This is a genomic window from Janthinobacterium sp. EB271-G4-3-2 (assembly GCF_020858035.1).
GTDB lineage: Bacteria > Pseudomonadota > Gammaproteobacteria > Burkholderiales > Burkholderiaceae_D > Janthinobacterium > Janthinobacterium aestuarii.
This window is the reverse complement of sequence record NZ_JACYMG010000001.1, coordinates 1,108,925-1,130,144: the sequence shown is the minus strand read 5'-3', so window position 1 is coordinate 1,130,144 and position 21,220 is coordinate 1,108,925. Positions and strand designations below refer to the sequence as shown.

The 21,220-nt window shown below is 64.8% G+C and carries 16 protein-coding genes; 4 read left to right on the top strand and 12 right to left on the bottom strand.

Annotation, left to right across the window (positions count from 1 at the left end):
* Positions 1-10: 10 nt before the first annotated feature.
* From IGS55_RS04935 to wrbA, 7 genes are read right to left on the bottom strand one after another with little or no spacing between them, the layout of a single operon-like run.
* A complete protein-coding gene (locus IGS55_RS04935; RefSeq protein ID WP_230518620.1) occupies positions 11-1,882 on the bottom strand; it encodes an ABC transporter transmembrane domain-containing protein in 1,872 nt (623 codons plus the stop codon).
* A gap of 34 nt (positions 1,883-1,916) precedes the next feature.
* Complete coding sequence (locus IGS55_RS04930) at positions 1,917-2,993, bottom strand: lipocalin-like domain-containing protein (protein WP_230518619.1); 1,077 nt, start codon at positions 2,991-2,993, stop codon at positions 1,917-1,919.
* Complete coding sequence (locus IGS55_RS04925) at positions 2,993-5,584, bottom strand: FtsX-like permease family protein (protein ID WP_230518618.1); 2,592 nt, start codon at positions 5,582-5,584, stop codon at positions 2,993-2,995. Before IGS55_RS04925 ends, IGS55_RS04930 begins: the two co-directional genes overlap by 1 nt.
* On the bottom strand, positions 5,572-6,000 hold the full coding sequence (locus IGS55_RS04920) for a DUF4124 domain-containing protein (protein ID WP_230518617.1): 429 nt from the start codon (positions 5,998-6,000) through the stop codon (positions 5,572-5,574). Before IGS55_RS04920 ends, IGS55_RS04925 begins: the two co-directional genes overlap by 13 nt.
* Positions 5,997-7,433: an FAD-binding oxidoreductase gene (locus IGS55_RS04915; protein ID WP_442908138.1), complete on the bottom strand. Its 1,437-nt coding sequence runs from the start codon at positions 7,431-7,433 to the stop codon at positions 5,997-5,999. Before IGS55_RS04915 ends, IGS55_RS04920 begins: the two co-directional genes overlap by 4 nt.
* 5 nt (positions 7,434-7,438) lie before the next feature.
* Positions 7,439-7,849, bottom strand: a complete 411-nt coding sequence (locus IGS55_RS04910) for a DUF2069 domain-containing protein (protein ID WP_442908143.1) — start codon at positions 7,847-7,849, stop codon at positions 7,439-7,441.
* A complete protein-coding gene (gene wrbA / locus IGS55_RS04905) occupies positions 7,849-8,457 on the bottom strand; it encodes an NAD(P)H:quinone oxidoreductase (RefSeq protein WP_152281303.1) in 609 nt (202 codons plus the stop codon). Before wrbA ends, IGS55_RS04910 begins: the two co-directional genes overlap by 1 nt.
* Before the next feature lie 67 nt (positions 8,458-8,524).
* On the opposite strand from wrbA, the gene IGS55_RS04900 reads away from it, so the two are divergent.
* On the top strand, positions 8,525-9,901 hold the full coding sequence (locus tag IGS55_RS04900; RefSeq protein ID WP_230518614.1) for a YihY family inner membrane protein: 1,377 nt from the start codon (positions 8,525-8,527) through the stop codon (positions 9,899-9,901).
* Positions 9,902-10,023: 122 nt separating this feature from the next.
* Positions 10,024-11,421 (top strand): esterase-like activity of phytase family protein, encoded by a 1,398-nt coding sequence (locus IGS55_RS04895; RefSeq protein ID WP_230518613.1) that lies wholly within the window; start codon positions 10,024-10,026, stop codon positions 11,419-11,421.
* 22 nt (positions 11,422-11,443) lie between these two features.
* On the opposite strand, the gene IGS55_RS04890 is transcribed toward IGS55_RS04895, so the two are convergent.
* From IGS55_RS04890 to IGS55_RS04875, 4 genes are read right to left on the bottom strand one after another with little or no spacing between them, the layout of a single operon-like run.
* Positions 11,444-13,432, bottom strand: coding sequence for a DUF6630 family protein (locus IGS55_RS04890; protein WP_230518612.1), 1,989 nt, complete (start codon positions 13,430-13,432; stop codon positions 11,444-11,446).
* Between the two features lie 25 nt (positions 13,433-13,457).
* The gene (locus IGS55_RS04885) at positions 13,458-14,849 is read right to left on the bottom strand and encodes a PoNe immunity protein domain-containing protein (RefSeq protein ID WP_230518611.1); all 1,392 of its coding nucleotides are present in this window, start codon (positions 14,847-14,849) and stop codon (positions 13,458-13,460) included.
* Positions 14,850-14,874: 25 nt separating this feature from the next.
* On the bottom strand, positions 14,875-15,687 hold the full coding sequence (locus tag IGS55_RS04880) for an alpha/beta fold hydrolase (protein ID WP_230518610.1): 813 nt from the start codon (positions 15,685-15,687) through the stop codon (positions 14,875-14,877).
* 1 nt (position 15,688) lies between these two features.
* Entirely contained in the window at positions 15,689-16,999 is a 1,311-nt protein-coding gene (locus IGS55_RS04875; RefSeq protein WP_230518609.1) for an O-acetylhomoserine aminocarboxypropyltransferase, read from the bottom strand.
* Positions 17,000-17,283: 284 nt separating this feature from the next.
* Here IGS55_RS04875 and IGS55_RS04870 point away from each other — a divergent pair, with 284 nt between their 5' ends.
* A complete protein-coding gene (locus IGS55_RS04870) occupies positions 17,284-17,907 on the top strand; it encodes a 2OG-Fe(II) oxygenase (RefSeq protein ID WP_230518608.1) in 624 nt (207 codons plus the stop codon).
* Between the two features lie 127 nt (positions 17,908-18,034).
* Complete coding sequence (locus IGS55_RS04865; protein ID WP_010398828.1) at positions 18,035-18,481, top strand: CBS domain-containing protein; 447 nt, start codon at positions 18,035-18,037, stop codon at positions 18,479-18,481.
* Between the two features lie 67 nt (positions 18,482-18,548).
* On the opposite strand, the gene IGS55_RS04860 is transcribed toward IGS55_RS04865, so the two are convergent.
* Positions 18,549-20,810, bottom strand: coding sequence for a putative bifunctional diguanylate cyclase/phosphodiesterase (locus IGS55_RS04860; RefSeq protein WP_230518607.1), 2,262 nt, complete (start codon positions 20,808-20,810; stop codon positions 18,549-18,551).
* Between the last annotated feature and the right edge of the window lie 410 nt (positions 20,811-21,220).

Below are 21,220 nucleotides of genomic sequence, written 5' to 3'. Positions count from 1 at the left end.
ATGGTTCTGTTTAATTGACTTGTACGTGATGGAATTGCAGGGCAGCTAAGTTGGCGTAAATGCCTTTCATTGCGACGAGCGACGCGTGCGTGCCCGTCTCGACGATCTTGCCGTCCTCCATGACGATGATGCGGTCGGCCCGCTGAACGGTGGCCAGGCGGTGGGCGATGATGACCGTGGTGCGGCCGACCATGGCCGCTTCCAGCGCCTTTTGCACCAGGCGTTCCGATTCCGCGTCCAGCGCGCTGGTCGCTTCGTCGAGCAGCAGCAGCGGCGGGTTTTTCAGCAGGGCGCGGGCGATGGCGATGCGCTGGCGCTGGCCGCCGGACAGGCGCACGCCCCGTTCGCCGAGGAACGATTTATAACCGTTCGGCAAGCGCTCGATGAATTCGTGGGCGGCCGCCATTTTGGCGGCCGCGATCACTTCCGCGTCGCTCGCGCCTGCGCGGCCGTAGCGGATATTTTCCATGGCGTCGGCCGAGAAGATCACCGTGTCTTGCGGCACGATGCCGATGGCGTCGCGCAGGGTGTGCAGGTCCAGCTGCTTGATATCGACGCCATCGAGGCGGATGCTGCCGCTTTGCGGGTCATAAAAGCGCAGGAACAGCTGGAACAGCGTGGTCTTGCCGGCGCCGGACGGGCCGACGACGGCCACCGTTTCGCCAGCGCGGATGTCGAGGCTGACGTGATCGAGTGCGTGGGTATCGGGGCGCGAAGGGTACGAGAACATGACGTCGTCCAGCGACAGCGCGGCGCCGGTGGCGGCGCGCGCGGGCAGCGGCAGCGGCGTGGCCGGGGATTCGATTTCCGATTTGACGGCCATCAGTTCCAGCAGGCGCTCGGTGGCGCCGGCGGCGCGCTGCGCTTCGCCCATCACCTCGGACAGGGCGCCGATGGCGCCGGCCACGATGGATGCATACAGGATGAACTGGCCCAAATCTCCGCCCGTCATCGAGCCTTCCAGCACGGCCCGCGCACCGAGCCACAGCACGAACACGATGGTGCCGAAGACGAGCAGGATGGCGATCATGGTGAGCAGGGCGCGGGCGCGGATGCGGCGCATGGCCGTCATGAAGGCGCCTTCGACGGAGTCGCCGAAGCGTTTCGATTCGATTTTTTCGTGCGTAAACGCTTGCACGGTCGGCATGGCGTTGAGGATTTCGCCGGCCATGGCCGACGCGTCGGCGATGCGGTCTTGCGAATCGCGCGACAGCTTGCGCACACGGCGGCCAAACACAATGATGGGCACGACGACGAGGATCAACAAGCCGATGATGATGCCGGCCAGCTTGGCGCTGGTAACGAACAGCATCACCAGGCCGCCGAGGAACAGCAGCACATTGCGCAGCGCCATCGAGATGCTGGTGCCGACGACGGCCTGGATCAGGGTCGTGTCGGTGGTGATGCGCGACAGGACTTCGCCCGTCTGCGTCGTTTCAAAGAAGGCGGGGCTTTGCGTGACCACGTGGCGGTACACGGCGCTGCGGATGTCGGCCGTGACACGTTCGCCCAGCCACGACACCGTATAGAAGCGCGCCGCCGTGGCCAGCGCCAGGATGGACGCCACGCCGAACAGGGCGAGGAAGACCAGGTCGACGTGCTGGATGCTGCTTGAACCGGCCGCGCCGCCGAAACCGAGGTCTATCATCTGCTTGAAGGCGGCGGGAATGGCCAGGGTCGAGGCGGCGGCCACCACCAGCGCGATACCGGCCAGGAAGAACTGCTTGCGGTACGGCGTCAGGAAAGGCATCAAACCCTTGAAGGCGGCCAGGCTGCCTTTTTTCAGTTCGCGGCTGGTGCCGGTGTCGGGCGTGGGTGCAGTGCTTGCGGCGGTTGCCGCGGTTGTTGAACTGGTGCTGCCTGTTTCTGTGCTGGTTGTCATTGTTTTTCGCTTTGATTTACATATTCGGTAGTGCTTATAACTTCATCGGCTGGACATAGCCCGTCATTTCCAGGTAGGCGCGGCCCACCGGCTGGCCGTCGCGCTCCACCGTCACGGCGCCTTCCCAGTACACGGCCCCGGTCGAGCGGCGCGAATCGAGCTCCTGGTCCGGCTGCAGCGGCTTGATGTGCCAGCGCGTGGGGCCCGTGCGGATCTCGGTGGCGACCGGGTATTCGGCTTGCGTGCGGGGCGAGCGCCACAGCTGCGTGGGGGTGAAATCGACGTCGCCGGGCGCGAACTGCGTCATCTTACCGGACGCATCGCGCCATGTCGCGTGCGCCCATAGTTTAGCACCTGTCTTGCTGCGGATCTGGAAGGCCATCAGGGCGCCGCCGTCATCGAGGTTGGCGCCTATCCAGTTCCAGCCGCTGGCGTCCGCATCGAGCACCTGGCTCGACCACTCATGATCGAGCCAGGTGGTGCCCGTCACGGCTTCCGGCTTGCCGCCCGCGCGCGCGATCGTGCCCGTCGTGCGCAGCTGCGGCTCGCTGTAGTAGTAACTCGATTGCGCGGGCCGCGCGCCCTTGCGCGAATAACCGTTCTCGCCCTGCAGCAGCACGGGCTGGGTGGGGGCGAGGGTCAGCTGTAGCGAAAAGTCGCGCGCGGCCAGGCTGACCTGGTAAGTACCGTCTTTTTGCCGCCGTATGCGCCAGTCGTCGAGTTTCACGTCCGTGTCGCCCACCTTGGCGTAGGCCAGGCCGAAGCCTTCGCGCGCGCTTTTCTCGTCGTGCAGCAGCTTGCCCACTTTCGGGTCGGACAGGGCCGCGTGGCCGATGATCAGCTGCTTGGGCGCGAACGCGCTGGGGTTATCCGTATCGGTGGCGGTGGCGCTGCGAAAGAAGGTGATCTGGTAGCCCAGTTGCTCGCCGCCGGCGGTTTTTACCCAGCCCGTGGCATACCACCATTCCGTTTTATAGGCGGGATGGGCGCCGAAGTCGTGCGGCAGGCGCAGGGTCTGGCCGGCCGGCAGCGGCGTGACGGGGGCGAAGGCGGGTGGCGCGGCCAACGCAGGCAGGGCCAGCGCAAGCAGCAAGATGAAAGTATGGCGCATTACCAGTCCTCCCTGACGGCGCGGATGGGGCCAGCGGACAGCGCCTGGCGGCCCGCGATCAGCGCCGTGGCGGCCGCCGCCGTCAGCAGAGCGCCGGCCACGGTGGCGATCAAGGGCCACGGCAGGTGCAGCTGCATGGTCCAGTGGAACGATTGCGGGTTGACGATGAAGACCAGCACAAAGCTGATCAACAGGCCCAGGACAAAACCGGTGGCGATGCCCAGCGCCGTCAGCGCGCCGCCTTCGAGCGCCAGGATGGATAAAATCTGCCCGCGCGTCACGCCGATGTGGCGCAGCATGCCGAATTCGCGCGCGCGCGCCAGGGTCTGCGCGGAGAACGTGGCGGCCACGCCGAACAGGCCGATGACGATGGCGATGGCTTCCAGCAGATAGGTGACGGCGAAGCTGCGGTCGAAGATCTGCAGGCTCAGGGCGCGGATGGTCGACGGGTTCGACACTTCCAGGCTGGCGCCAAACGGCAGGGCCTTCAAACGCTGTTGCAGCGCGTCGCCCGTGGCGTCCTTGGCCAGCCACAGGGCCGCATCGCTCACATCATTGTCGCCGGTCAGGGCGCGATAATCGTCGAGCGGCATCTGGATGGCGCCGGACGAGCGCGCATAGTCGCGCCAGATGCCGGCCACAAAGAACTGGTGCAAGCCGCCCGCCAGCGGCAGGGCTATCTGCTGGCCAGGTTTGACGTTGTACAGGTCGGCCGCCGCTTCGGACAGCCACACGGGTTTCGCGCCATTGGGAACGGGCAGGGTGTCGCCCACCAGCACCATACTCTTGCCCGGGTCCTGCAAATGGATGGGACGCGCCAGCAGCGCCACGTTAGGGCGGTCGGGCGCCAGAGACAGCGAACGCACGCGCTGGAAATCCACCCTGGCCACCTCGGGCAAGGCGGTGATGCTGGCCTGTTCGCGCGGGTTCAAGCCTGCCGTGCCGCCGCTGGCGGCCGTGCGCGCATACACGTCGGCGGGCAAGATCTGCAGCAGCCAGTCGTCGACGGAGACGCGGAAACTCGACACCATGATGGCCATCGCCACCATCAGGCTAAAGCTCGACAGCACGCCGCCGAGGGCGATGCCGGCCTGGCCCGAGGCGTTCGCCAGGCGGGCCAGGGTCAGGCCGCGCACGGGCGCATGTTTGCTCGTTTCCGTGCGCAGCCAGGCGCGTTGCAGGAAGCGGAAGACGACGGCAGCCAGCTGCGGCATCAGGGCGATGGCGCCGATCAGCAGCAGCGCGATGGACAGGTAGCCGAACAGGGGCAGCTCGAACACGGGAGGCAGGAACGTCAGTGCGCCGGCCAGCAGCAAACAAGCCAGCGCCGGCCAGGTTTTTGCCAGGCGCGTCGTCACGACTTCCTCGCTGCCCGATTTGAGGGCGATGGCGGGGGCCGCGCGGGCCGCTTCCAGCGCGGGCGCGGCGCAGCCCAGCAAGGCGACACCGAGGCCCAGCGCAAAATAGACGAAGGCGGCGACGGGCGTGAACTGCACCTGCGGCTGCACGCCCGCGAAATAGCCGGCGCCCAGGTCGCCGCCGAAGAAGCGCAGGGCGACGGCCGCCATGGCGTAGCCGCCGGCGATACCCAGCGCGGCGCCAACGATACCGAGGCTGGCGCCTTCCAGCAGCACCTGGCGCAGCAACTGGCCCCGCTCCATGCCCAGCACGCGCAGCAGCGCGAACTGGCCACGGCGGCGGATGACGGACAGGGCCTGTGTGGAAAAGACCAAAAAGGCGCCCGTAAACAGGGCGACGAGCGCCAGCACCGTCAGGTTGACGCGGTAGGCGCGGCTCAGGTTATTGTTGCGGCTATTCTGGTTTTCATCATTGGGCTGGCCCACCTGGAAACGCCCCGGATACCGCGCTTCCAGCGTGCGCGCCAGGTCCGCCTGAAAGGCGTCGCGGTTCACGCCCTGGCGCAGTTTCAAGTCGATGCGCGACAGCTTGCCCAGCTTGTTGAAGCGCCACTGCGCCGCGCCGATATCCATCACGGCGATGCGCTGGCCGGCGCGCGCCCGCTGCAGCGGACCTGCCACGCGCAGGGATACCGTGCCCGTGCCCGATTGCAGGGCGACCTGGCCGCCTTCGGCCACGGCCAGCCAGCGCAGGGCGGCCGGCGACAGGAAGACGGCGTCGTCGGCCAGGGTGTCGAAAGGCTGGCCTTCGGCAGGCGCGCCGATCAGGTCGGGCGAGATGAAGCCGGCGCGGAAGACGTCGAGCGCCAGGATGTGCAGCGGGCCGCCGTCCTTCTTGCCGGTCACCGTGGCCTGCAGCTCCAGCACGGGCGAGGCGACGGCCACGCCGTCGCGCTGCGCCAGCTGCGGGTAGATGCTTTCATCGAACAGCGCTTCGCGCCCGGCCACCTGGACGTCGGCCTGGCCGGACAGGCTTTTGACGGCCGTGGAAAATTCATTGAAGGCGGCCGCGTTGATCAAATGGATGGCAAAGCCCAGCGACACGCCGATGGCGATGGCGAGGATGGCGACGAAGGCCCGCACGGGGTGAAAGCGCCATTCGCCCAGCAGCAGCCAGCGCGACAGCAGGCGCGTCGTTGCCGGGCTTTCCACCTGCGCACTCAATTCAGGCATTCGACGGCCAGGCGCTCGCCGGCGCGCCGCGCCTTCAGTTGCGCCGCATCGCGGGTTTTATTGCCCGCGCCGACGGCGTCCTGCGCCGCCCATTTCTGTTCCAGACGCAGCTGCGCGCAATGCTTCTCGTGCATTTCCTTCTGTTTTGCGGCCCGTTCACGGGCCTGGTCTTCGAGCTTCTCGCGCTGCTTGCGCGCCGCTTCCATCTGGCTGGCCACCCGTTCCTGGCGCGTGGCCGCGCCCTTGTCGACGGCGGGCGGAGGCGAGGGGACTTCCAGTATCCGCAGCTGCCCGCCCGTGCAGGGCGTGGCGCTGTAGCTGGTCCGGCCATCCTGCACGCATTTGTAGACGTCCTGCGCAGCGGCGGAGCCGGCCAGCAAGACCATGGCACATAGCAGGAGGGACGGCGATTTCACAATATCTTCCCCGGATTCATGATGTTCCGCGGGTCCAGCGCCTGTTTGACAGCGCGCATCAGCTGCAGTTCCAGCGGCGACTTGTAGCGGGCCAGGTCGTCCTTCTTCAGCGCGCCGATGCCGTGTTCGGCCGATATCGAGCCGCCGAGACCATGGACCTGGTCATGCACGATGCGGTTGATCGCATCCTGGTTGGCCAGGAAGTCGCGGTCCGTCATGCCGGCGGGCGGCGCCACGTTGTAATGCAGGTTGCCGTCGCCCAGGTGGCCGAAGCACACGAGCTGGCAGCCGGGGAAGGCTGACTCAAGGGCCGCATCCGTGACGGCGATGAAATCGGCGATGCGGGAAATCGGCAGCGAGATATCGTGCTTGATGTTCTTGCCCGCCTGCGCCTGCGCCAATGGGATGTGTTCGCGCAGCTGCCACAGTCCCTCGGACTGCGCCACGGAACTGGCGACGACGGCGTCGGCTATCAACTCATCCTCCAGGGCCGCGCCGATGCTCGCTTCCAGCAGTTCCACGGCGTGCGCCTCGGACTGGCTGCTCGATAATTCCAGCAGCACGTACTGCCCGTGCGCGTCGGCGAACGGGCGCGGCAGCTGGGGGAACTGCTGCGCCACCAGTTGCAAGCAATACCGCGACATCAATTCAAAGCCCGTCAGGCTGGCGCCGCAATGGTCCTGCATCAGCGAGAGCAGGCGCAGCGCGTGGGCGGGCGAGGGCATGGCGGCCAGCGCCGTGATGCAGGCTTTCGGCTGCGGGTACAGTTTCATGACCGCGCCCGTGATGACGCCCAGGGTGCCTTCCGCGCCGATGTACAGGTCGCGCAAATCGTAGCCCGTATTATCCTTGCGCAGGCCGCGCAAGCCGCTCCAGATTTCGCCCTGCGGCGTGACCACTTCCAGGCCCAGGCACAGGTCGCGCGTATTCCCGTAGCGCAGCACGGCCGTGCCGCCCGCGTTCGTCGCCAAATTCCCCCCGATGGTGCAGCTGCCCTCGGCCGCCAGCGACAGGGGGAACAGACAGCCGGCGGCGCTGGCCGCTTCCTGGATGGTTTGCAAAATGCAGCCCGCATCGACCGTGATGGTACGGTTGACGGGATCGAGCGCGCGGATGCCGTTCAGGCGCGCCAGCGACAGCACGACGGCCGTGCCGGCGGCGTCGGGTATGCTGCCCAGCACAAGGCCCGTATTGCCGCCCTGCGGCACGACGGGCACCTGCCATTGCGCGCAGGCGCGCAGCACGCCCGCCACCTGTTCCACCGTGGCGGGGCGCAGCACGGCCAGCGCCTTGCCCGTAAACCGGTCGCGCCAGTCGGTGAGGAAGGGCGCCGTGTCGGCGTCCAGGGTGAGGACGTAGCTGTCGCCCAGAAGGTCGCGGCAGACGGCGAGGAAATCGGCTCGGTCATTATCGGCTTGGTCACACACAGGCATGTCGCTCATTTCTTGATGCTCACTTTATTCACTTTTTCCAGCAGTTCCTTGGCCATGCGCTTGGCCGCCTTTTTATACGGACGCAGATACAGCACGGCGCAGACAAAATAGATGCAGACGATGACCGCTTCGCCCCAGGCCATCAGGGCCGAGGTGGCGTTCGTGTCGCTGTAGCCGCGCACCACGCCTTCCGTGAAGTACAGCAGGATCACCATCGACGACCATTGCAGGGTATAGACGTCGCGCTTGATGACGCCGTACAGGGGAATGAGCAGGGGCGCGGCCTTCAGGACGACCCAGGAGCCGCCCGGCTGCAGCGGGGCGATCACGGTTTCCCACAGCACGCACCAGACGATCAGGGTGACGAGGCTGGCGATGGCGCCCCAGTGAAAATACTTGTGCAGTACGCCGTGCATCATGCGCCTGCCAGTTTCGCGGCGTTTTCCGCCAGGCGCCGTCCCAGGGCGATGGCCAGGCGCTTTTCATCGTCGCTGAGCGCCTTGTCGCCGTCGATGCCCGACCAGTGCGTGGCGCCATACGGCGAGCCGCCCGTGGACGTCGTCATCAGTTCGGGATGCGTGTAGGGCAGGCCCATGACCAGCATGCCGTGGTGGAAGAGGGGGATCATCATCGACAGCAGGGTCGATTCCTGGCCGCCGTGCAGGCTGCCCGTGGACGTGAATACGCAGGCGGGCTTGCCGGACAGGCTGCCGGCCAGCCAGTCGCTGGCCGTGCCATCCCAGAAGTACTTCATGGCGGCGGCCATGTTGCCGAAGCGCGTGGGCGAGCCCAGGGCCAGGCCCGCGCACTCCTGCAAGTCTTCCAGTTCCACGTAGGGTGCGCCATCAGGCGGCACTTCGGGCGCCGTCGCTTCGGCCACCGTCGAGACGGCGGGCACGGTGCGCAGGCGCGCATCGCAGCCAGGCACGCTTTCCACTCCCTGGGCTATCAGCTCGGCCAGCTGGCGCGTGGCGCCATGGCGTGAATAAAACAATACGAGAATAATCAGATTGGTTGGCTTCATCATTGGTATTATAGGGCGCTTTACAGCCTGATACGACTGCTGTCATGGCGCCGTTCTGATTTTGCACATGTTTTCAAAATATATATTCCCGTTCTTTCAATACCTGTGGCGCACCCTGCACATCGGTGCCGACATTGTGCGCGGCCTGACGTGGTCCGAAACGCGCGACCTGCTGCAGTTCGCGCGCCGCCGCGTGCGCGAGGAAAGCCTGCCGCAAGTGGCCGGCAGCCTGACGTTCGCCACCGTGTTCGCGCTGGTGCCGCTGCTCACCCTGGCCCTGGCGATCTTCACCACGTTCCCCCTGTTTAATACCTTCCGCCACGCGCTGGAAGATTATTTCGTGCAAAGCGTGATGCCGAAGGGGATATCGAACACCATCCTCGATTATCTGACCACGTTTGCATCGAAGGCCACGCGCCTGTCGGCCATCGGCGCGGGCGCCCTGATCGTCACGTCGATAGGCATGATGGGCTTGATCGAGCGCGTCTTCAACCGCATCTGGCGCGTGCGCCAGGAGCGCCGCTGGACCAAGCGTCTACTGGTTTACTGGGCCATCGTCACCCTGGGACCGCTGCTGGTGGGCGTGTCGCTGACGGTGACCTCGCGCCTATTCATGGCCACCAGCGGCGTGGTGGGCGCCGTGCCTTTCATCGGCGCCGTGTTTTATACCCTGGTGTCGATCGGCCTGACCATGCTGGCGTTTACCCTGCTCTACATCGCCGTGCCGAACCGCGACGTGGACTGGCGCGACGCGGCCTGGGGCGGTTTGCTGGCGGCGCTGGCGTTCGAGGTGGCCAAGCGCGGCTTCGGCGAATTCATCCAGGAATTCCCCACGTATTCGCGCATCTACGGCGCGCTGGCCGCCTTGCCGCTGTTCCTCGTGTGGATATACCTGAGCTGGATGATCACCCTGGTGGGCGCCTTGCTGGTGGCCGCCTTGCCCGTCGTGAAATACGAGCGCTGGTGGTACGAAGCGGCGCCGGGCAGCGAATTCGTCGATGCCGTCGCCATCCTGAAAGTGCTGCACCAGGCTTGCCACTGCGCCGATTCGGCCCTGGTAGGCGCGGCCGAGATCCGCCGCAGCACGCGCCTGGGCTTCGAAGAGATGGAAACCCTGCTCGACAAGATGGTGCAGCAGGGATGGGTGGGACGGGTCAACGTGGATGGCGCCGTGCGCGTGCAGTGGGGCAAGCGCGTGGCCGATAGTTCCGACCACTGGGTCTTGCTGGGCAACGTCAACCGCATCAGCCTGGCCGATGTCTACCGGCTGTTCGTCTTCGGCGGCATGCGCGTGAACTCCGGCTATCCGGCCGGTTCCACGAATGAACGCGACATCAAGGCGGCCGAAGAAGCGGCCGCGCTGGCGGCGCAGGTGGAAAACGCCGTGGAGCAGGGGCTGGGTTTGAGTCTGGCACAGCATTTTGGGGAGGTGCGCTGCGCGTGACGGGCCGGGGAGGCGCGCTTCCTTGCCCGCCTATGCCCCGCACGATAGGGCGCGCATGTCATAAACTGGTCACCGAAGGCCGGTAAGCTTTCCTCTTCATTCATCTTGTTGAGGAAGCAAATATGCGTTGTCATTTGAGCGGTTTGAATGTGTGCCGCGGCCTGGCCATCGTGGTGGTCAGCGGCGTGCTCGCTGCCTGCGGCGGCAGTTCCTCTACCGCTCCTGATGCGGTGCCCAAGGACGGGGAAGGCTTGCCGCACCAGCTTGCCGGCTGGGCAGCGCTGCCTGACACGGCGCGCTGGCCAGGGCCGGTTACCGGACAGTTCACAGCCGCAGTGCTGGGCGTCACCCCGCCGTTTGCCAGTGGCGTGCCGATTCCCGGCTTTTCCGCGCTGCTCAGGAATGATGACGGCAGCTGGACTGCCATGGCCGACAATGGCTATGGCGCCAAGGGCAATTCGGCTGATTTCGTGCTCGGCCTGTATAACGCCAGCATCAACTTCCGCACGGCCGCTGACGCCAGCAAGACGCCTGGCAGCATCAAGCTCAACAGCTTCCTGGCCTTCAACGACGCCAAGGGTTTCTTAAACGATGGCAAGGGCGTTGATCTGAAAATCACGGCCGACTACGTCAACTACCCCAGCAACACCACCGGCGGCCTGGTCTTTGCCGACAGCGGTATCGCCGTCGATGCGCGCATTCGCGCCGGCCGCTTGCTGACCGGTTTTGATTTCGACATCGAGTCGCTTGCGCTCGCTGCCGACGGTACTTACTTCGTGGGCGAGGAATTCGGCCCCTATATCCTGCACTTCGACAAAAACGGCACGCTGATGGGCGACCCGGTTCCCCATCCCTTCCTGCGCAGCCCGGCCAATCCGGAAGTGCTGGGCAAGGGCGCCAGCATTACCTTGTCAGGCAGCCGCGGCTTCGAAAGCCTGGCCTACAATGCCGACCGCAGCCTGCTCTACGCGGTACCGGAAGCGGCGCCAGGCGACCCGTCGCTGCGGCCCGTCGCAGCCGATGAGCGCTACCTGAACATCTTCGAGTTCGACCCCGGCACCATGCGCTACACGGGCAAGAACCTCGTGTACCGCAAGGATGGCGCGGCCAAGGACAATGGCGTCGTGATCGGCGACATGACCAATGTCGGCGGCAGCAAGTTCGTGCTGATCGAACGCGACGGCTTCTGGGGCGCCAAGGCCGTGATCAAGCGCCTGTACCTGGTGGACCTGAAAGAAAAAGACGCTGACGGCGCGCTCAAGAAAACGCTGTTGGTGGACTTGCTGAACATTTCCGATCCCAAAGGCATAGGCGGGCAGGCGAGCAATATGCCCGTGGGTAAGTTCAGCATGCCTTTCGACTCGGTGGAGAGCGTTGAAGTACTCGATGCCCAGACGCTTGTCGTGGCAATCGATACGAACTACCCGGGTGAAGACGGCCGCAAGCCGGGCAAGCCGGACGACACCGAAGTCATTACCCTGCGTTTTGACAAGGCGCTATTCGATCGTTCCGCCAAATAACGACGACGTGCCGGCAATCCTCTCATAGCAGGACCGGCCGCAAGGCCGCCTGCAGCGCCACGGCGCTGAACGCGGCCGCATCCTGCGCCCGCACCACGCCCAGGTAATACGTATCCTCGCCACCCTGCAGGTTCACGAGGCGCAGCTGGTGCGGCGACAGATGGGCGGCGATGGCGGCCAGGCCGTCGGCCATGGCATCGCCATCTTGCTGGTCCGCCCAGCGGAAGTCCCGCAGCGCGGGCAGGGCGATATGCTGGGCGATGCGCGGCACTTCATCGACCGATTTCCAGTCCAGGGTGGTGCCGTGGCCCAGCGCATCGGCGGCCGTGGACCAGAGCAGGAAGAAGCAGGCCGCTTCGGGCGAGTCGCCGTCGTATTCCTCTTCCGGATCGTCCTCCGCCAGCGCTTCCAGGGTGATGTCCACGCAGCGCGCGGCCAGATCCGCATCGCCCAGCAGGAGCAGGGCGGCCATGCTGCGCAATTGCCCGCGCTCGGCCTTTGCCAGGATTTGCGCGGGCGTGAAGCTGCGGCGCCTGGCGGGTTTCTTTTTGCCCAGTCCCATGGCTTCGCTCAACTGGGCCGTGATGGCCGCCTTGAAGTTGTCCACGGTGTCGAACTGCTCGAGCAGCTGGCCCGTGAAATCCATGCTCCAGGCCATGCCATCCTTGACGACATATAAAAAGTCGCTTTGCACGGCCACGCCGCGCAGATGGTGGGCCGGTGGATACAGGGGCGTGAAAGCCGGTTTTCCATCGAGGGTCAGCATGCAGGCCAGGCCTTGCGCATCGATGGCGAAGATCCGGTTCTTGCGCAGCTTGGGCGGCGACGAGGTGGTGGCGCAGTCGATGGCTTCGTACTGGCACGGCGCCAGCAGCTCGCCCTGGTGATTGACCAGGCCAAACAGGGAGCGCCCCGCGATGCGCTGGCTGACGATGGCGATTTTTTTCTTGGTGCCGAAATCCTGCACCGAGCTGTAGGCTGGCGCCACCACGACCTTGCCCGTCTTGTCGACCACGCCGTGCACATTGCGCTCGTCATCATCTGTCTGGCGCTCGATGTCGATCAAGCCATCTTCGCGCAGGCAGATGTTGTCCACCCCGTCCATCATCAGCGCGCCGTCGGGCAGGCGCAGCAGGCGGCTGGCGCCGTCCGCATCGATTCTCTGCAGCAGGTGGGGGGTGATCACGTACAGGGCGCCGGGGGCGGGCGGCAGCACCAGCGTGCCATTCAAGTCCATGACGCCGTGCGCGTCGGGCGCGTCCGCCGTGGCAAAGGTGATCCAGCCATCGTCCGCATAGTAAACGCCCAGGTCCACATAGCGCTGCGACAGCGGCACGATCCAGCGGCCATACGGCGTGACCAGGCCGGTGACGTCCGGTTCGCCGGCGGCGCTTACCTCATAGCACAGTACATCTTCCACCCAGCCCGCTACTTCCAGGCCCTGTAAGAAGGCTAGGTCTTGCGTATCGAGTTCCTCGACATCGGCCAGCTGTGCATCGGCCGTGGCCGACCAGTAGCCGGTAGCCGGCGACGCGGCGCCGATGGTCAGCAACGGCGCCAGCGCGTCCCGGTCGCCGCGCAGCAGGGCAGAGTGCAAGGCTTGCGCCTCGGCGCGCAGGGCGTCGAGTCCTGCCGCGTAGCCCGGCGTGCCGATATCGTGCGCGATCAGCTGCACGCCATCGAGGATCAGCCACGGCTGGCCGCCCGCCAGCAGGGCGCTGATGGCGCCGCGCGCGACGATGGCGGCCGCGTCGCGCGGCTTGTCCATCAGCGCGGACAACGCTTGCCAGCTGGCTTGCGCCTGCGCCATCGGCGCGGCCAGCACGCAGGGGCACTCCTCGCCATCGCCGTAGATGGGCCAGGCGACGGCTTGCGTGCCGGCGCCGACGAGCAGCTTGAACAGCGTAGGTACATCCAGCCGCCATTCGGCCAGGCCGGCGATAGTCTCGGTGTCGAAGCCGGCCTGGCCGGGTAAAAAGGCGGTGCTGAACAGGGCTGCGGTATTGATCATGTCTCTTCGTTAAAATGTTGGGGGATCAGGGCGATGGCGGCATGAGCCAGTGCGCCAGCGCGCTGCGCTCGAGGCCCAGCTGCTTGGCCACGGCGGCTGCCTCGAAGGCCCACAGGCCGTAGTAGCCGCCCAGTCCCTGCGCGCGCAAATGGCCGTTGAACCAGTCTTCGTGGATCAGCGCACCGTGCCAGCTGGCCAGGTAGTGCCGCAAGTGATCGAGCTGCTGCGCAGGGTCGTCCGCGTCCAGGCAGTCGTACAGGGCGGTATAAGGTTCGGCGAAATACCACTCGTTGACGGCGGGACGCTGCGGATCGACGGCGGACAGCAGCGCTTCGTACACGCCGTCTTCGCCATCGAAGGCCGTTTGCAGGGCGGCCAGGCGCATGGCCAGGTCGTGGCGGCCGAACAGCAGGGTAGCGCCCAGCAGCTGCAGGGTGCGCGCATAATCGGTCAACTGTTCGAAATCGAAGGCCGGCAAGGCGTCGTCATCGTAGGCTGCGGCCAGGGCCGTGCGCGCCGTTTCGCAGGCGGCGACGGCCGCTTCCAGCGCTGGCTCCACTTCCGGCAAGGGCGAGCCCGCCGTGTAGCGCAGCGAGAAGACCTGGTAAGCCGTGCTGGCGGCCGCGCATGCCCAGTAGGCCGCGTCGCCGCCGTCGTTTTTCGCCTGCGTCTGTGCGCGTGCGTAGGCGGCCAGCAAGGTGTCGAGGTAGGCGAGGTTGCGGGCAAAATCGAACGGTGCGGGCGGCGTCTGGCGCGGCGTGCAAGGCCAGGGCGTGGACGAAGCCGGGCAGGTGGCGGCGCAATCGCGCTGGATGGCCCAGTCGGCGAAGATTTGCTGCATATACTGCGCCGTCTCGTCGTCGTGGACGATGGCGCCGACGCCTACCATGGTCGTGCCCAGCAGGGTGTAGCCAGGGAAGCGGCTGCTCTCGTAAGCGATGGTGGTCACGCTCTGGATGGTTCTGCCGTCGCTCAGGTCGCGTACGCGGAAGTACACGTCGTCCCAGCCGGCCGGCGGTGGCGCTGGCGGTTCATTCGGCAGGGTAGTCCAGCTGCCGTCCGCCTGCTCTTCATAGGCGTCGAGCAGCTCGTCGAGGCCACCGGGGCGGTCGATGCGGTTGTTGGCGTCGTATTGCAGGCCCAGTTCGGCAGCGAAGGCTGCCGCGTGGCGGCCCTCGAAGACCAGGTACTGGGAGCTCGTGGTGCCGACCAGCAGATCAGTGTGCTGGCCCGCCACGACCAGCGCCTGCGGCAGCCGGCACCATTGGTAGTACGGAATGCCGGCCATGGGACCGCCTTCGTCCGCCAGCGGGTTGGTGAAGCGCAGCTGTTCCAGCCATTTATAGCGTTCGTGCCGTTCCGCTTCCGTGCCGCTGCCGCGGCCAGTCAATTCATCGAACAGGGTATTCAACAACATGTGCATCTATCCTAAAAAAAAGCGTTCATGCCGCTGCCGTTTGCGCAAACGCAAACAGCGCGTCGAGCACGGCGTCCGGCTGCTCGGCCATCAATTCGTGCCCGCTGTCGACTTGCACCACCGTGCCATGCGCGATGGCAGAAGTCAGTAAACGGGTCGATTTGGGCGGTGTCATCATGTCGCGCGCGCCGAAAATGAATAAAGTCGGGCAGTGTACCGAAGCGGCGGCGATTTCGCCGTTCGCATAGGCATTGCAGGCGAAAAAATCCGTGTGAAACACGTGATCGGGGTTGAGGGCTGCGATGCGCTGTTTCAGACGCCGCGCGCCGCCCATGGCATAAAAACCGGGGCCGGGGAACGACGGCTTTTGCGCGATCGACGAGTGCGACCAGATATTGACCATGTCGATGGCCGCCTGCTCATCGTTCAGCGACGTTTCCAGCAACGCCGGCGAGACTTTCATCGGGTAGGTGGAGCCCAGCATGGCCAGGTGGCTGACCCGTTCCGGCGCCAGGAATGCCGCTTCCAGCGCGATCAGTGAGCCCATGCTGTGGCCGATCAGCATGGCCCTGGCCGCGCCGGCAGCGTCCAGCACGGCCAGTATCCAGCGCGCCAGCTCTTCCACCTTGGTTTTCGCCGCGCCCAGGCTGCGCCCGTGCCCGGGCAAGTCGACAGCCAGCACGTTCCAGCCGTGGTGGGCAAAATAGCGCGTTTGCAGCGCCCACACGGAATGGTCGTTTTGCGCGCCGTGGATGAAGACGGCCGTCGGCTGATGTGGGTTAAAAGCCTTGCCGCCCGTGTAGCAGTAGGCGACGCTATTGTCGATGGTGAACAGCATCTCAGGCGCCTTTCTGCGACAGTTTCAGGCCACGGGCCAGGTCTTCGATCAAATCGTCCGCGTCTTCCAGGCCCACGGACAAGCGCATGGTGCCTTGCGTGATGCCCGCCTGCGCCAGCTGGTCGTCGGGCACGCGGAAATGCGTGGTGGAGGCGGGGTGGATGACGAGCGACTTGGCGTCGCCCACATTGGCCAGGTGCGAGAAAATCTTCAGGCTGTCGACAAAGCGCTGGCCGGCCGCACGGTCGCCGCGCAGGCGGAACGTGAACACGCCGCCCGCGCCTTTCGGCAGCAGGGTTTTTGCCAGCTCGTAATCGGGGTGCGACGGCAGCTCCGGATAGGACACGGATTCCACGACCGGATTGGCCAGCAAAAAGTCGATGACTTTGCGCGTGTTGGCCACATGGCGGTCCATGCGCAGGCCCAGGGTTTCAACGCCCTGCAGGATGGCGAAGGAATTGTGCGGGCTCATGACGGCGCCGAAATCGCGCAAACCTTCGCGCCGCGCGCGCAGGGCGAACGGCGCCACCGTCGATTCCTCGGCGAAGACCATGCCGTGGAAGCCTTCGTACGGCTCGCACAGTTCGGCGAAACGGCCCGTCTTGTCGTACGCCGTTTGCCAGTCGAAGGTGCCGCCATCGACGAGCAGGCCGCCGATGGCCGTGCCGTGCCCGCACAGGAATTTGGTGGCCGAGTGGAACACCAGGTCGGCCCCATGCTCGAAGGGGCGCAGCAAATACGGCGTGGTAAACGTCGAATCGAGCATCAGCGGCAGATGGTGCTCGTGCGCCAGAGCGGCAATCCGGGGGATGTCCAGCACGTCGAGACCGGGATTGCCCAGGGTTTCGGCAAACAGCACTTTTGTATTTGAGCGGATGGCGGCGCGCCAAGAGTCCACGTCGCGCGGGTCGACAAAGGTCGTCTCGATGCCGAAGCGTTTCAGTGTGTAGGCCAGCAGGTTGTGCGAGCCGCCGTACAGGGCGCGCGAGGCAACGATGTGCGAACCGGCGCCCGCGATGGTGGACAAGCCCAGGTGCATGGCGGCCTGGCCGCTGGCCGTGGCGATGCCGGCCACGCCACCTTCCAGCGCGGCGATGCGCTCTTCCAGCACGGCGTTCGTGGGATTCGAGATGCGCGAATAGACGTGGCCGGCCCGCTCCATATTGAATAGCGAAGCCGCATGCTCCGAACTCTTGAAGGCAAACGAGGACGTGAAGTGGATGGGCGTGGCGCGTGCGCCTGTGGCCGGATCGGGCGCCGCGCCCGCATGCAGGGATAAAGTGTCGAAACCGGGGTATTTCGGACCGCTCATGGTGTCTCCGCCAAGTTTTTATAGTGGCAAGATCGTAACCTGATTTGCAGCTGAGCAAAAGGTCTCCTGTGCAGGGCGCATGGCGCCGTGCTGGCGGGCAGGGCATGTAACCTGCAGTGTAAAAAAAGTGACCGGCAAGGCAGGGCGGTGGTAGGATACCGGATCAGTGATATTCGGGCTGTTTGACCTGTGCGCGTGCGCCGCGCCGCAGGGAAGGCGGCTACGTGCCAGCGAATTCCTGGGCTTCAGGCGCACTCCATCGCATGTCCACCAGGAAAGATTTTATGCCCGCAATATCGTTCGACGGCTCCCTTGCCGTTCCCGGACCCTCTATCGTCGACGGCCTGTGCCAGGCAGGCTGGCTCATGCAAGAACATTTCATCTCCCCTGAACTGAACCGCCAGCTGGCCGCCGAATGCGTGCAATCCATGCTCAGCGGCAAGATGAAGGGCGCCGGCGTGGGCAGCGGCCATGCACCGCTGCTGCAGCCCGATATCCGCGGCGACCATATCGAATGGCTGGAAGCGGGCCGTTCAGAGGCGTGCGACCGCTACCTGGAACACATGGAAGCGCTGCGCTGCATGCTGAACCGCGAGCTGTTCCTGGGGCTGGAAGAATACGAAAGCCATTTCGCGCTGTACGCGCCGGGCGCCTTTTACCGGGCCCATCTTGACCGTTTCCGCGACGACGACAAGCGCACCGTGTCCGTCGTGCTGTACCTGAACGACGACTGGCAGCCCGAGCATGGCGGCGCGCTGCGCCTGCATCCGCAAGGCGCGGCCGTGATGGACATCTTGCCGCAGGCGGGCCGCATGGCCATGTTCATGTCGGGCGAGATGTTGCACGAAGTGCTGCCGACGGCGCGCGAGCGCTTGTCCATCGCAGGGTGGTTCCGCCGCCGCGCGTAATGGAACGTGGCGCGCAATCCCCCCGATTTGATTGCGCGCAAGGCTGGATTTTTCCGCAGGCATAGGCTACAGTCGCAGTAAGGGCTAGAATAACTAAAATACCAATCACGCGGACAGGACGGCCAATATGAAAGTATCTGAAATTCTCCAAGTCAAGGGCAATATTCTCTACACGGTCACGCCTGACCAGCCCCTGCTTGACGCGGCCAATACCATGGCTGAAAAAGACATCGGTTCGCTGGTGGTCATGGAATTTGGCGACCTGGTCGGCATGTTGACCTTCCGCGAAGTGTTGAACGCGCTGCATGAAAACGCGGGCCAGATCGGCGGCGGCACCGTGCGCAAGCACATGGATGACCACCCGATCACCGTCACCCCGGATACGGAAGTGAACGAAGTGCGCCGCATCATGCTGGAAAAACATGCGCGCTACCTGCCCGTCATGAACGCCAAGACCCTGCTGGGCGTCATCTCCTTCTACGACGTGGCGCGCGCCGTGCTTGAGGCGCAAAGCTTTGAAAACCAGATGCTCAAGGCCTACATCCGCGACTGGCCGGCCGAAACGACGGACTGATATCAGCATGCAGTAAAAACAACGCCGGCAACTGCCGGCGTTTTGCATTGGCTATCCAGGGTGGCGCCTACGCCGCTCCCTGCAGCGCCTCGTTGTTCAGCCAGGTGCCCAGCGCCGTGGCCGTCATCGGGCGGGCGAACAGAAAGCCTTGTGCCATCGGGCAGCCCAGCGCCTGCAAGATTTGCGCTTGCCGCTCGTCTTCCACGCCTTCCGCGATCACGGCCAGGCCCAGGTTGCGGCCCAGTTGGATGACCATCTCGGCGATGCTGCTGCCGCGCGCCGAACCGGTGATTTCCGTCACAAACGCGCGGTCGATTTTCAGGCGGTCCACCTGCAGCCGCTGCAAATAGGACAGCGAGGAAAAACCCGTGCCGAAGTCGTCGATGGCAATGCTCACGCCCGTCTGCTTGATCTGCCACAGCATCTTGATCAGCAGGTCCGGCTCTTCCATGGCCATCGATTCCGTGATTTCCAGCTCGATGAACTCGGGCGGCGCCTGTGTCTCTTCCAGCGCCGCGCGCAGCATGTCCAAAAATAGCGGATGGCGGAACTGCACCTGCGACACGTTGATGGACATGACGAAGTTGCGGTGGCCCTGTTGGCGCAGCAGCACCAGTTCGCGGCAGGCCGTGCGCAGCACCCATTCGCCCAAGTCGATGATGATGCCCGAGTATTCGGCAATCGGGATGAAGCGGTCGGGCGAGATGAACTTGCCGTCCGGCGTCTGCCAGCGCAGCAGCGCTTCCGCGCCCACGGGGCGGCGCGTCGTCAGGTCGATCTGCGGCTGGTACACGACAAACAGCTGGTCCTGGCTGAAAGCCGTGCGCAGCGCGTGCATCATGCGCACCCTTTCGCGGATTTCGATGCCCATGCTGCGCGAGAAATAGAAGTGGCCGGCGCGCTGCTGGCTTTTCGCCCGCTTCAGGGCGATATCGGCATCCTTCAGCGCATCGGCGCCCGTGCCCGCATGTTCACCGAGCCGCACCAGGCCCAGGGTGGCGGACAGCTGCACGTCCTGGCCGTCAATGCAGAACGGCGGCTGGAACAGGGCGAGGATCTTGTTTGGGTTGACTTGCGACGAGTCGCCCAGCACGCAAAAAATGTCGCCGCCCAGGCGCGCCACCGTCAGCTGGGGACCCAGCTGGGTTTGCAAGCGGCCCGCCACGGCGATCAGCAAGGTGTCGCCGAACTGGTGGCCCAGCGCGTCGTTGGTTTCGGCAAAATGGTCGAGATCGACCAGCGACAAGGTGGCGTCGTCGCGCGCGGGGCCGGCCAGGGTGGCGTCGAGGATTTCCACCAGGCGCGTGCGGTTGGGCAGCTTCGACAACTGGTCGTAAAAGGCGGCATTGTGCAGGTGCGACACCAGCTCGACGTTGTCCAGGCCCACGGCGACGTTGCTGCAGAAGACTTCCAGCAGGCTTTCATCGATGGCGGAAAGGGGACGCGGCAGCACCAGGTAGGCGGCCGCATCGCGGCTGGCCTTGCCCGCGAAGTACAAGGTGGCGTAGTCGTGCGCGTACACATTGCGCCGCTGCGCCAGCGTGTGTTCGATCGCGGCCATCACGCGGGGATTTTGCAAGCCGCACAGGGCGCTGTGCGGCAGGCTGGAAAAGCTGCCCGTGCAGGCCGAGACGAGCAGCTCCTTGCTGCCGTTGTCCTGCAAATCCTGCACGCACAGCACGCCGTCGGCGCGGATGCCCAGCAGGTCGGCGATCTGCGCCAGCACGCCGGCCGAGAAATTCTGCACGCCGTGCAGCGCCATCAGCTGCGTGCTGGCGTGGACGATACGGTCCAGGCCGCGCCGGCTGCTGTTGATCGAACGGATCTGCTCGTACGAGCGGATGGCCGCCGTCACCGTGGTAAACAGCTTGATGCGCGTCAGTTCGGACTTGGTCTTGTAGTCATTGATGTCGAAATCGCGGATGGCGTCGATTTCCGGCGCATAGCCTGGCTGGCCCGTGCGCAGGATGATGCGCACGTCCGTCATTTTCAGGGTTTCGCGGATGTAGCGCACCAGGTGCAGGCCCGCGTCATCCTGTTCCATTACCACGTCGAGCAGGATGACGGCGATGTCGTCTTCATGCCTGAGCAGTTCGCGCGCCTGGCCGGCCGAATACGCATGCACGAATTCCAGCGGGCGGTGCTGCATTTCCAGGTTGCCGAGGGCGAAAGTGGTGGTGGAATGGACGTCTTCATCGTCGTCGATGATCATCACCCGCCAGACGCTGTGCGGTGCGGCCGTCAGGGGCGCAGCCGGTTGCTCATCGAGGAATACCAGGTCGTCGTGATCGTCCTTGTTGGCGTCAAGGGGGATGATCGGTGCGGGCATGTATAGCTTCTCCAGGATGACTCGATGTTTATACGAGCGCGTCGCAAAAGCCCATCGCGTTGTTGCGTTGTCTCGCCGTACTTGCGTACTGTCTTCGGCAACGCGCCTAGCCCTGGGCATTTGTGACGTGCTCTCGGCGCAGTCCAAATCGGTTTGATAACCAGTATTGTGTGGCGCGCTTTGATCCAAGTATATAGCTATTTAATAAGCAAAATGTTTTTTTAAATCTATTCTGTGGAGCAATATTTCTTGTTTTGCATTATTGCAACTCATATTTGGTGTTTTTGTGTGAAAAAATACACGGGATGTAAAAATGGCGATTTGGGCGGGGGAATATCGGGCCTGGGCGCGGCATTAGCGGCATGGCATGCCCCGCAGGCTGGTAGAATTGAGTTTTTCAGTCCTTACAC